The sequence below is a fragment of the Desulfitobacterium elongatum genome (assembly GCF_055378975.1).
The window spans coordinates 1,106,493-1,118,643 of sequence record NZ_AP038772.1 but is presented as its reverse complement, the minus strand read 5'-3'; the positions used below and the strand labels follow the sequence as shown (position 1 = coordinate 1,118,643).

14 protein-coding genes are annotated in these 12,151 nt (G+C 47.3%); all 14 read right to left on the bottom strand.

Annotated elements, in window-relative coordinates; translation table 11 throughout:
• Positions 1-7 precede the first annotated feature (7 nt).
• The 14 genes from ACZ42W_RS05140 to ACZ42W_RS05075 all read right to left on the bottom strand — a co-directional run bounded on the left by ACZ42W_RS05140 (position 8) and on the right by ACZ42W_RS05075 (position 11,536).
• Positions 8-874 (bottom strand): MinD/ParA family protein, encoded by an 867-nt coding sequence (locus ACZ42W_RS05140; RefSeq protein WP_464168925.1) that lies wholly within the window; start codon positions 872-874, stop codon positions 8-10.
• Positions 867-2,126, bottom strand: coding sequence for a flagellar biosynthesis protein FlhF (gene flhF / locus ACZ42W_RS05135; protein ID WP_464168923.1), 1,260 nt, complete (start codon positions 2,124-2,126; stop codon positions 867-869). The genes ACZ42W_RS05140 and flhF overlap by 8 nt, the downstream gene beginning before the upstream one ends.
• Positions 2,116-4,188: a flagellar biosynthesis protein FlhA gene (gene flhA / locus ACZ42W_RS05130; protein WP_464168921.1), complete on the bottom strand. Its 2,073-nt coding sequence runs from the start codon at positions 4,186-4,188 to the stop codon at positions 2,116-2,118. Before flhA ends, flhF begins: the two co-directional genes overlap by 11 nt.
• Before the next feature lie 35 nt (positions 4,189-4,223).
• Positions 4,224-5,276 carry a flagellar biosynthesis protein FlhB gene (gene flhB / locus ACZ42W_RS05125; protein ID WP_464168919.1) on the bottom strand — a complete coding sequence of 351 codons (1,053 nt, stop codon included), beginning with the start codon at positions 5,274-5,276 and terminating at the stop codon, positions 4,224-4,226.
• Positions 5,273-6,052: a flagellar biosynthetic protein FliR gene (gene fliR / locus ACZ42W_RS05120; RefSeq protein WP_464168917.1), complete on the bottom strand. Its 780-nt coding sequence runs from the start codon at positions 6,050-6,052 to the stop codon at positions 5,273-5,275. Before fliR ends, flhB begins: the two co-directional genes overlap by 4 nt.
• Before the next feature lie 51 nt (positions 6,053-6,103).
• Positions 6,104-6,376, bottom strand: a complete 273-nt coding sequence (fliQ, locus tag ACZ42W_RS05115; RefSeq protein ID WP_464168915.1) for a flagellar biosynthesis protein FliQ — start codon at positions 6,374-6,376, stop codon at positions 6,104-6,106.
• Positions 6,377-6,389: 13 nt separating this feature from the next.
• Positions 6,390-7,175: a flagellar type III secretion system pore protein FliP gene (gene fliP, locus ACZ42W_RS05110; RefSeq protein ID WP_464168913.1), complete on the bottom strand. Its 786-nt coding sequence runs from the start codon at positions 7,173-7,175 to the stop codon at positions 6,390-6,392.
• The gene (gene fliO / locus ACZ42W_RS05105; protein WP_464168911.1) at positions 7,175-7,660 is read right to left on the bottom strand and encodes a flagellar biosynthetic protein FliO; all 486 of its coding nucleotides are present in this window, start codon (positions 7,658-7,660) and stop codon (positions 7,175-7,177) included. The genes fliP and fliO overlap by 1 nt, the downstream gene beginning before the upstream one ends.
• A 1-nt stretch (position 7,661) precedes the next feature.
• Positions 7,662-8,024, bottom strand: a complete 363-nt coding sequence (locus ACZ42W_RS05100; protein WP_464168909.1) for a response regulator — start codon at positions 8,022-8,024, stop codon at positions 7,662-7,664.
• Positions 8,025-8,086: 62 nt separating this feature from the next.
• Positions 8,087-9,352 carry a flagellar motor switch phosphatase FliY gene (gene fliY / locus ACZ42W_RS05095; protein ID WP_464168907.1) on the bottom strand — a complete coding sequence of 422 codons (1,266 nt, stop codon included), beginning with the start codon at positions 9,350-9,352 and terminating at the stop codon, positions 8,087-8,089.
• Complete coding sequence (gene fliM, locus ACZ42W_RS05090; RefSeq protein WP_464168906.1) at positions 9,345-10,340, bottom strand: flagellar motor switch protein FliM; 996 nt, start codon at positions 10,338-10,340, stop codon at positions 9,345-9,347. Before fliM ends, fliY begins: the two co-directional genes overlap by 8 nt.
• Before the next feature lie 127 nt (positions 10,341-10,467).
• Positions 10,468-10,884, bottom strand: a complete 417-nt coding sequence (locus ACZ42W_RS05085; RefSeq protein ID WP_464168904.1) for a flagellar basal body-associated FliL family protein — start codon at positions 10,882-10,884, stop codon at positions 10,468-10,470.
• Positions 10,881-11,096, bottom strand: coding sequence for a flagellar FlbD family protein (locus ACZ42W_RS05080; RefSeq protein ID WP_464168902.1), 216 nt, complete (start codon positions 11,094-11,096; stop codon positions 10,881-10,883). The genes ACZ42W_RS05085 and ACZ42W_RS05080 overlap by 4 nt, the downstream gene beginning before the upstream one ends.
• A complete protein-coding gene (locus ACZ42W_RS05075) occupies positions 11,093-11,536 on the bottom strand; it encodes a flagellar FliJ family protein (RefSeq protein WP_464168900.1) in 444 nt (147 codons plus the stop codon). The genes ACZ42W_RS05080 and ACZ42W_RS05075 overlap by 4 nt, the downstream gene beginning before the upstream one ends.
• Positions 11,537-12,151 lie beyond the last annotated feature (615 nt).

Below are 12,151 nucleotides of genomic sequence, written 5' to 3'. Positions count from 1 at the left end.
AACCACGCTAAAATGTGCGTAAAAGATTTGATATAAAGCCTCTAATCCCACCCGATTGACGGGGGGGTCTTAGATAAAGCCCAGATACGGAGCCCGCAATCCACTGAATGCATTGATAGGCTGCACTTTCCGGATAGGTACACCCGAGAGGCTCTTGCTTCATGACGGCCTTTCCAACCATTGGGTCTTCGTATACCCACCCCAGGAGATTCAGGGAGCCATTTAAAAACCGTCGAACAGCGCTCTCAAGTCGTTCAAAGGTTGCCCGTGCATCAGCTTCCCGCTGAACTCGATTCACTACAACATTCACTAAAATCGCTTGATCATCCGTCCGCAAGGTTTTTAAGAGCCCATACGCATCCGTTAGGGCTGTCGGCTCAGGTGTCGTAATCAAGATGATATCATCGGCAGCCTTGAGAAAATTAATGACGGTATGTCCTAAGCCGGCTCCTGTATCTATAATTACGATATCTGCCAGGGATTCTAGGCGTCCAAGGTTTCTAAGTACCTCTCCCAGCCGTTCTCTTTCGATATTAGCTAAATCTTGTACCCCAGATCCCCCTGGAAGAACTCCAATTCCTTTCGGACCATAAACCAGAATCTCCTCTAAGGTTTTCTCTCCATTGAGTAAGTGTTCTAAGGTATACCGTGGGGTGATTCCTAAAGCAATGTCTACATTGGCAAGTCCTAAGTCCCCATCCATCAAGATAACGCGATACCCAAAATCTATCAGGGCCATACCAAGATTGACACTAAAGCTAGTTTTACCCACTCCACCTTTACCGCTCGTCACGGCGATGACCCGTAAACTCGATTTCTTACCGACACTTTGGCGGGAGGCTAAGCGTTTTAACACCCTTGCCTGATCATTCACGGACATCCCCCTCCCCCAAAATATAACGGGTTAAGCGTTCCGGTGTCGCGACTTCTATATCATCAGGGACATTTTGTCCATTCGTAATATAAGCAACAGGCTGATCCGTTCTTTCGAGGAGGTTTAGAATCGCTCCCCCATTGATGGTCTCATCAAGTTTAGTAAAAATAAAGTGGGTTGTTAACGCTTCAAAGCGCTCGAAAATCTTGGCCTGATCCGAGGAATGGGTTGAGGCACTCATAACAAGTAGGGTTAAATCAGGCTGAGCCTTATCTAGAAAGGACTTAAGCTCTGACATATGCAAATCATGATGTGGGCTTCGGCCGGCGGTATCAATAAAAATAAGTTCTTTATCCGAGTGACGTTCGATTGCCTCTTTGAGCCCAGACGGAGTCATCACGACGTCGACCGGTACACCGATAATCTCACCAAAGGTTTTGAGTTGCTCTACGGCAGCTACACGATAGGTGTCCGCCGTAATCAAAGCGACACGCCGCTTATCCACGATACTAAACCCAGCCGCAAGCTTGCCAATCGTGGTCGTTTTTCCAACACCCGTCGGCCCGATTAAAGCAACGATTCGTGGCTTGCGTACCCCCGGTTGGATCGAAGCCGTATTACAACAAATCTGACGAATCCCCTCTTTAAGGCTTTGCTTTACACGGTGATCTTCAGCCCAATCCTCTTCCCGAACATTTTGTTGGACCATCCTGAGAAGTCTTTTCGTAAGCTTAGGACTAACACCACGCTCTCGGAGAAGCTCTGCCCATTTCTGCAAAGGTACAGGCCAGACCCCCTGCTCCCCCTCAAGCCCTTCCATCTGGCGGTTCATATTTTCCAGAAGTTTGCGCATGGACTGAAGCTCTTCCTCGACGGAATTCGCCTCAGTTGCTTTCAGAGAATTCGTGTACGTGGACGTGTCCCCCTGTGACCCTTGGGGTATATCTGTATGCTGTGGCACAGATGGAGTTCCCATGCCATTGTACTCTACTCCACTTGGAGAAGGTGTTTCCTTCTGTGGTGCATAAGAGTTCGCTGGGTAGGTATTACTGGTCTTTTGACTTTGTTTTTTCGAAACCGGTAGCTCTTCAATTGCGGCCATTACTTCTACTCTCGGCTTTCCGAAAAGGCCAAAGATGCCACCTTCCTTAAACTGCCGAGTCTGAAGGATCACCGCATCTGAACCGAGCTCTCGTTTCACTTTTCCCATGGTTTCTGCTACACTATCTCCGACAAATCGTTTAACCCGCATTTCCAGTCATCACCATCCCTACAGCCTGAACTTGAACTCCATGAACGAGTTCGTTATAAGATAATACGATAAGCTGAGGCAATTGCCGCTCAGTCACCCTTTTTAAGTTAATCCGCACCACAGGGGCGCAGACCAATATGGGGGTATACCCTTTGAGCACCATCTTCTCCATTTCCCGACTGAGCGCTTGCATCAGCTCTTGCAAGACACGCGGGTCAAGTGTCATATAATTTCCAAAGTCCGAAGGCTGAATGCTATCCAAAATCTGTTGTTCGAGCTTCGGTTCTAAGGTGAGCACAGGTAAGAGTTTATCTGCACTGAGCAAGGGTTGTAGAATCTGGCGCGCCAAAGACTGACGGACATATTCGGTTAAGCGGTCGAGGTCCTTCGTCGAGCTGGCGTAATCCGCAAGCGTCTCAAGAATCGTGACCATATCCCGAATGGAGACTCTTTCCCGGAGAAGATTCGAGAGGATTTTCTGAATCTGTCCGAGGTTCAAGTGTTCCATGGCATCCTCGACTGCGGCCGGAGCCTGCTCCTTAGCATGATCCATAAGCGTTTTTACATCTTGACGGCTCAAGATTTCCCAGGCATTTGACTTAATCACTTCCGTAAGATGTGTCGCCAGAACCGTCGGAGCATCGACAACGGTATTCCCGTACATTTCCGCTTGTTCGCGGTACATAGAGTTTATCCACTTCGCATCAAGTCCGAAGGCTGGTTCCTTGGTCGGAATGCCTGGGATACTATCCTCCTCCATACCACTGCTCATAGCCAGATAATGATCGGCAAGAATCTCTCCCCCGGCCACTTCTGCTCCCCGGATTTTTATCGAATATTGATTGGGCTGAAGGTTCATATTATCTCGAACCCGGATTACAGGTACGATAAATCCAAGTTCGCTGGCAACTTGTCGACGAATCAGGACGATTCGATCGAGAAGATCGCCACCTTGTTGGACATCGACAAGGGCGATCAACGCATATCCTAATTCAAGTTCCATATGATCGATATTCAGGAGATTTAAGACGTTCTCTGGCTTCTTGCTCTCTTCTATCGCGGTCTCCCGAGCTGCCGCAGTTTCTTCGACCACTGCCTTCTTTGTATCTTTCTCCATAAACCGCCCTATGCCAATGAGAAAGAGAGCAACGATAATTAAAGGGATTGGAGGTAATCCAAGCATTGCCAGAACCAACACAACCCCGGCCGTGATGTAGAGTGCTTTCGGCGTCTGGAAGAGTTGCTTGGACAAGTCCTGACCTAAGTTTGTATCTGAGGCTGCACGAGTAACGACTAAACCAGTTGCCGTGGAGATCAAGAGAGCCGGAATCTGCGAAACAAGGCCATCACCAATAGTCAGTAAGGTGTAGGTATGGAGGGCATCCATCATATCCATTTTCCGAATCACAACCCCGGAGATGAATCCCCCAATAATATTAATAAAGAGAATAATAATTGCCGCGATGGCATCCCCTTTGACAAATTTACTGGAACCATCCATCGCTCCGTAAAAATCTGCTTCAGACTGAATCTTCCTACGGCGATCCCGAGCTTGCTGTTCTGTAATCATCCCTGAATTCAAATCCGCATCGATACTCATTTGTTTTCCCGGCATCGCATCCAAAGTGAAACGAGCACCAACTTCTGATACACGCTCAGAACCTTTGGTTATAACGATAAAATTTACAATGACCAGAATAGCAAAGACGACAAAACCCACGACGGCGTTTCCACGAATAACAAACGCTCCGAACTGCTGGATAACTTCTCCCGCATAGCCGTCTAGAAGAACCAGGCGAGTTGTGGAGATATTCAGGGAAAGCCTGAACAAGGTCATCATAAGGAGTAAGGAAGGAAGTACGGAAAAGTCGAGTGGGTCTTTTGTAAAAACAGCGAGCATGAGGGTTAGGACTGAGGCAGTTATGCTTAAGGTCAGTAGAATATCGAGTAAAAAGGGAGGCAGCGGAATGACCATCATGACGACAATGAAGACGATGGCGATGGCGGCAAGGACGTCTGTGTTTGCGATTAAGCGGCGGCTAAGATTCGAATTTGTGGCCATAAATGGATTCCTACCTCCTTCGTTTTAGTAATTTCCTAAGCCGTCGGCTTCTTCCGTTTCAAGCGGTAGACGAAGGCGAGAACCTCCGCCACGGCTTTATAGAGATCCGCAGGCACCCCTTGCCCGATTTCTGTCTGAGCGAAGAGTGCTCGTGCCAGCGGCTTGTTTTCCATAATCGTAATGCCATATTCTTTGGCGAGTTGTTTGATTCGTTGGGCGACCTCGTCGGCTCCTTTGGCTACGACGTAGGGAGCGGAATTTTCTTTGGGGTCATAGCGTAGGGCAACAGCGAAGTGAGTTGGGTTTGTTACGACGACATCAGCAGTTTTTAGATCCTGCATCATTCTTCGCATGGCCATGGCTCTTTGTTTTCTTCTAATCTCTGCTTTGATTTGAGGATTTCCCTCGGTTTGTTTGTATTCTTGTTTCATCTCTTCATGGGACATTTTGAGGTTTTTTTCGTAATCCCACCATTGATAGAGATAATCAAAAAGGGCGATAAAGACGAAGGAAATGGCAATTTTCCAGGCTAGATTGATGAGCAGTCCGCCGATAAATGCAGCCCCTTGCCTTACACTAAGTCTAGCCATAGCAGGGAAGATTTGAAAATTATCTCGGATGGTTGCATAGAGGAAATAACCAATGATAATGACTTTGAACAAAGATTTTGCTAATTCTACCCAAGCCCGCGCTCCAAACATCCGCTTGGCCCCGCTGATGAGACTAATTCGGCTCAGTTGAGGCTTCAAGGGTTCGATCGTAAACAGAGAACGAACCTGCAAATAGTTTGCTCCAATCGCAATCACCGCTCCGACGATGAAGATGGGACCGACGATCTGGATTCCAATCCACAGGAGACTCACCATAAGACTAGAGATTGAGCGGGTTGTCCACTCATAAGAAAGTCCATAAACATAGGGGAAAAGGGATTGCATCTTTGCAAGCATCGAGGGAATCCAATATTTCAAGACTGCTATGAAGCCCAAGAGCATGAGGGCGGATACAATCTCCGTACTTTTAAAGACTTGTCCTTTTTTACGGGCATCTTGCCTTCGTTTGGGCGTCGCCTGAAAGGTTTTTTCACTCATGGCTGCCACCCCTTATAGAGTTGTAACACCCAGGTCATGCTTTTATTAAACAGCATGCTCACGGATTCCCCGAAAAAGGGAACTGCCAGGAAAAGAAGAATGAATCCAAAAATTATTTTCACAGGGAAAATAATCGAGAAAATATTAAGCTGCGGAACCGTACGGGATAAGAGTCCAACCCCGATGTCCGCAAGCACAAGGGCTCCAAATACAGGGAGAGCAATTTGAATCGAAAGGGAAAATACATCTCGAACCAGATGAATATAAAATTCGATTCCCTGAGGCAAGCTCCCTGGATTGATTGGAATATAAGCATAGCTCTTAACCATCGCCGCAATGATATAATGATGAGAATTTGTAGCTAGGAGAAGCATGGTCGCCAAGATCATTTGAAAATTACCCGTCATTGCGCTTTGCACGCCGTAGACCGGGTCAATGGCTCCCCCCATAGTAAAGCCCATCTGCAGGTCAATCAGTTGTCCCGCTCCTTCTAAAACTGCGGTTAGCGCATAGATGACGAATCCGATGACGAGTCCTATCAGAACTTCCTTAACTAGTATCCCGATATAAGGAAGTAATTCCAAGGGAATCTGAGGATTGCCTCCTTGAATCAAGGGATAAAGAATCACCGAGATACTTACTGCAAAACCCAGCTTAACCATACCCGGTACCCCCCGAGCGCCAAACACCGGGGCCAGCATAATCATCCCCGCCCAACGGGAGAGCACGAGCAGAAACAAGGTCAGGTTCCATTGCAAGAATTGTGCTAAACCCATGTTAAGCCTCCGGGAAGATAATATTTACCGCATTTCGGGTGTACCTGTGCTCTAGTAATTCGCGAAAGTGGCAAGTTGGTTAAAGAGATTTCCTGTATATCCTGTGAGAACATTCAGCATCCATGGTCCTAAGAGGAGCATCACGGCAATGATTGCGAGGATTTTTGGTATGAAGGTTAAGGTCTGCTCTTGAATCTGGGTCATAGCTTGAAAGATGCTGACCAGCAAACCTACGAGCAGGCACACGCCCAGTATCGGCCCTCCGACCATAAGTGCAGTCAGTAGAGCCTCCTTGGCCAGAAACAGTACATCGTTTTGACTCATCTAGGCACCCCCTTTAATGAAAGCTCGTAACGAGCGACTGCACGACGAGATGCCATCCGTCAACCAGGACGAATAAGAGGAGTTTAAACGGAAGTGAGACCATCATCGGCGGAAGCATCATCATACCCATGGACATCAAGGTCGAAGCAACAAGCATATCGATGACCATGAAGGGAATGAAGATGGCAAAGCCCATTTGGAAGGCCGTCTTTAACTCACTAATTACAAAAGAAGGAATAAGTACGTATGTAGGAATATCACCATAAGTGTTAGGGCGTTCCATCTTAGCCAGTCCTACGAAAAGCTCGAGATCTTTTTCCCGCGTTTGTTTGAACATAAAATTGCGCAGGGGAAGTTCCGCTTTTTCCAGTGCCTCAGCTTGAGTAATTTGGCTTTTCATATATGGCTGAAGCGCCGTGGAATTAACCTCATTCCAGGTCGGTGCCATGACGAAATAGGTTAAGAACAGCGCTAACCCAATAATCACTTGAGTTGGCGGGAGCTGCTGTGTTCCTAAGGCATTTCGCACGAAGGAAAGTACAATAACAATTCGAGTAAAAGAAGTCATTAAGATGAGAATCGCCGGTGCTATGGAAAGCACCGTCATTAGAAGCAAGATCTGAAGAGAGGTGCTCGCCTGCTCAGCCGTTGACGCCCCAAAGTCTAGGGTCAGACCGGCAGCCAAAGCTAGATGAGCATTGAAGAGAATACCCCCAACGACCAATACCACGAATACTCCTACTTTGGACTTGAGAGAAGCTCCTCCCAGAGACTTCAAAAAACCTGAGATGGATTTCATCACTCCACCTCCTTAAGTAAACGTTCGAGTTCAGTCGAAAAGGGATCCTTTGCCTTACGGCGTTTTCCCCCAAAGGTCTGCTTGGCTATCCCAGAAAAAAGTCCCTCCATCCGCTCGACTGGACGATGGGTGATCTCATCAAGAATTTCTGCGGCAAGCTCAGGATCATCAATCTCATCAATCTTTACGAGATGATGATCTGTTCCACCGAGGACTTGGAGTTTTCCTGCGATCTCGACGAGATACAGGGACTGCTGTGCACTGAGCATCTGGCGGTCCAAGATCCGCGCCCAGGGTGCATTCATGCCACGTGCAGTGGAACGATTCATCCGACGGATAACCCAAAGGGCCACCCACAAGATGATGATAAATATGAGAATCGTCCCCATAAGACCCCACCACGAAAAAGATGCTGAAGACGCGGTATCCACTACATTGCTCGGTTGCCACTGCTGCTTTTCGAAGCTCTCTTGGACATTCGGCATTTTACTTCAGCGCCTTCGTTACAGCCTCGATAACTCGGTCTGCTTGGAAAGGCTTCACAATAAAGTCCTTGGCACCGGATTGAATCGCATCGATAACCATGGCTTGTTGACCCATGGCACTACACATGATGACGCGAGCTTGAGCGTCGCGCTTTTTAATCTCTCGAACTGCCTGAAGCCCATCCATTTCCGGCATTGTGATATCCATGATGACGAGATCTGGCGTTAATTCCATATACTTCTCTACGGCAATAGCACCGTTTTCGGCTTCCCCGACAACATTAAACCCGTTTTTCGATAAGATATCCTTTACCATCATCCGCATAAATGCAGCGTCATCGACGATCATTATATTTGCACCCACAAGATTTCCTCCCTTATTGTCAAAAACGATTTCTTTAGTTATTAAACTTCATTTTAAATAACCTACATTCCGATAGCCTTCGTCATCCGTTCGTTCGGTTGAATGATATCCGTAATTCGGATGCCAAACGTCTCGTTGATCACGACCACTTCACACTTGGCCACAAGCTTACCGTTGACAATCATGTCCACGGGTTCCCCTGCCAAACGATCCAACTCTATGACTGAGCCGGGTCCTAACTCAAGTATTTCTTTAATGGTTTTCTTGGCTTTTCCCAATTCGACAGTTACCTGCAAGGGTACATCAAGGATCAATTCTAGGTTATCCTGCCCTACCACCGGAACACCTGGTCTTAAAGGGGTGAATTGAGCAGGCTGGATCGGGGTCGGGGGAACCGCTGCATACCCTACTGGGCCAGCTGGAAATCCTCCAGGAGCTTGTCCATATCCTGGTCCGTCATATCCGTACCCTTGCGTAGTGGGTGGATATTCCGGCTGTGGCGCGGAATACGGGGAAGGTGGTGGCGTCGGATTGACATAGGCTGATGGCGTGGGCTGGGATGCTACTGGCGGAGTTATTGACGGGGCTGGTGCTGATTTTGGCTGAGCAACCGGCCGATTTGTCGGTTGAGAACTCGCTCCACCCATGGATCCGAGTAGTTTTTCCACCATTCCCTTAGCCACGCTTACAGGGATGACCTGGACTAAGATACTATCGATAACGTCTTCCACGACCATCCTGAAAGATACCCGAACCAGATTTTCCTTGATATTGAGAAAATTCTTGATGACATCATCATCCATCCCCAACATATCATTTAAGACCAACTGGGGTGGGGTGATATCGACCATAGAATTAAACATCGTCGACATGGAGGTCGCTGCAGAACCCATCATTTGATTCATGGCTTCAGATATTCCACTGATTTGAAGCTCCGAGAGTTCTGGTGAGGGATTTCGTCCGTCTCCCCCCATCATCAAATCGACAATAACTGTGCCATCCCGTTGAGAGAGAATTAAAAGATTAGATCCTTCAATTCCAGCTTTGTACTTCACATCCACGATGACCGAGGGAACCGGATAATCCTTGCGGATCTGATCCGAATTCGTAACATCAACCTTGGGGGTTGTAATCTCGACCTTTTTGCCTAAAAGTTGTGAAAGGGTTGTGGCCGCGGTCCCCATGGAGATATTTGAGATTTCTCCTATGGTGTCTTTCTCCATGTCCGAGAATGCCTCGGCCGGTACTTCTTCGACCGGGGGATCCGCATCAAAACTTCCTCTCAGCAGAGCATCTATTTCTTCTTGGGAAAGCATCCCGTTACCCATCCTGATCCCTTCCTTCCTCAACAATTTCTGTTAGCTGAACAGCGAGATGTTCCCCATGTAATCCAGGGATTCCCCGGAATTTCTTGTAATTCCCTACATAAATGGAGAGAGGCTCTTTGACATTTTGTATCAGCGGAATTACATCTCCTGGGGCTAATTCCATAAGATCGCGCACCAGAATTTCCGACTGCCCAAGTAACGTGGTCATATCTATTTTAGCCCACTCGATTTTTTTACGAATCAACTTAACCTGTTCTGGCGAGGTTACTTTGGCCTGAGTTGAAAATAAGAATAAAGTATTCAGCTTATCCAAAATCGGCTCTAGGACCAAATAGGGGAGACACATGTTAATCATCCCCACCATTTCCCCAACCTTCACCTCGAGAGTCACGAGGACAATCATATCATTCGGTGCAACAATCTGAGTAAACTGAGGATTTGTCTCCAAAGAGATAAGTTCTGGTTTTGCTTCAATAACCTCTACCCAAGATTCTTCCAGCAAATTAATCATCTGATTGACACGATGCTCAACAATGGTTCGTTCAATCTCTGTGAGATCCCTATTCTTCTCAGACCCATAGCCCTGACCTCCAAGCAACCTGTCGATTATGGTAAAGGCGAGAGACGGGCTCATCTCTAAGAGAAGTGTTCCCTCTAAGGGACTCATAGAGAATATCCCTAAGATCGTCGGGCTCGGAAGAGATCGGATGAACTCATCATAGGTAATCTGTTCAATGGAAAGAACCTTGGTCTCAATCACGGAATGCAGATGACCTGATAAATAGGTTGTGAGTGCCCGACAATAATTCTCATGGATATTTTCGAGGGAGTGAATCTGATCTTTTGAGAATTTATTAGGACGTTTGAAATCATAAACCCGGATTTTCTTCTGTACCTTGGTCGTCTTTATCTCTTCCGCATCGACCTGTCCATCAGAAAGTGCACTCAGTAACGCGTCAATTTCCGCTTGGGACAAGACGTCTCCCATAAGATCCCCCCTCTCAAGTTAATAAATAGTTTAAGGTCTTAACTCACCATGGGTAAATTCACTTATGACCAAATCACTATATGTGGAAAACAAATATTATTGGTATACAAAATGTGGAAAACAAATATTATTGGTATACAAAGGATAGAAAGAGGATATTTTGAATCTTATTTCCTGCAACCTCGTTTAACTGTGTGATAAGCTCATTCTTTAACTTATCTCGTACTGCCGGCTGCATGTCGTTTAAAGATTTACTTGAAAGCACGGTGTTGATTCGATCCTTCATAAAGGCGTCTTTCGCTTTCAAGGTCACTTCCGACTTGATGTCGACACCTTCTACAGCAATCGAAGTTTTTAGAAAGGCCCCACCCTGCAAATTAACTGTAAACTCACCGACGGATACTATCGGCCCCTCAGTTTTTTGGGTAGCTACAGTTGTCCCTTTATCTAGGAAAAGTTTTTGGTATCCCAAGGTGCCGCCCACTCCTAGTGCAGAACCAAGAAATACAGCGACAATAATAAAAATAATTGCTTTTCGGCTCATTCGTTCGGTATCTCTCCTTCTTCCCGATATAACGGATGGCAGTGTCGTTGATAGTCTGTAATTCGCCGGATAAGTTCTTCCGTTGTCTCGGAGACCACATATTTATTTCCACCCGTTAAGGTAATGACCGTATCCGGGGTTGCTTCCATACTTTCGATGAGATATGAGTTGACGACAAACTGTTTTCCATTGAGGCGTGTAACCTGTATCATTCGAGGTTCCTCCGTCTAAAAATCACTTGGCCTGCTTCATCTAGGATCGCTTGTTCACGCCTTTGTTCGGTGAGGTCATATTGGGCTTTCTGTTTTTCTTTGAGTTTCTTTAATTTCTCCGCTTCCTGATGAGCTTCGAGAAGGCGTTGGCGTTGCTGCTCTACGACTTGTGCTTGCTGTAAAGTCTCTCGCTCGATGAGACGTAATAGCTCAAGTTGTTTACGTGCGAAGGTTTGCCAGCGACCTAAGTCTTGGGGGGAGTTCATCCCTGCTTCCTGTTGCCCTTCTAGTGCGAGTTGCCAGGTCTTTTCTTGTTCTCGACAGCGGGCTTGGAGGCTAAAGAGCTTTTCGAGTTCGAGAGCTAAGAGGCGTTGTTGTTCTTCAAGGTTCCGAGCAGCGAGTCTTAGGGCGGCTTCAAGGCGGAATTTGAATCTCGGCAATGGTGCTCGCCTCCTTAGGATTCGAAGATTGCTTGGGGTCGTGTAGCTTTTCGCGCAGCGGACCTTCGGGCGTGAATCTCCACGCTAGGGCCGAAACCTTACGACAGGTTTCGGGAGACTCACGTACTCAGTAGCTCCAGGGCTCGAATGCGGCGGAGCATTCGGACGAAGGCCTCACTTGCTTCCGGTGGAGCACCTTCAGCGGATGAGTATCATTTGTGGAATGCCGCCTCGGGCGAAAATGTCCACTGGACACTTTCGTTGCCAAACCCTTCTGTTTTCTGCATGTGAACCAGTGGCGCCGCTAGCTAGGGCCGAAACCCTACAACGGCTTTCGTCCTTAGAAGCCTCGTTCGCTTTTACGCTCTTCCGTTAAAAGTCGTTCACTTCTGCGCGAAAAGCTACTCTTTCGGGTCTAAGCGACTCTTGAAAGTAGTACTTAATCGACGTGCAAGCAGGCGAGCTGCATTGCGGAGAGAATCTTTTAGGCCGAAGAGCAAGATGAGCGCCGGAGACGTAGCGTGAAGCCGAGCTATGGTTCACTTCAGGTTATTACCCTGAGGTTCAGCGAGGTAGCGAAGTCGAATAGCGAATCTGCTCTGAACCTATTTGATG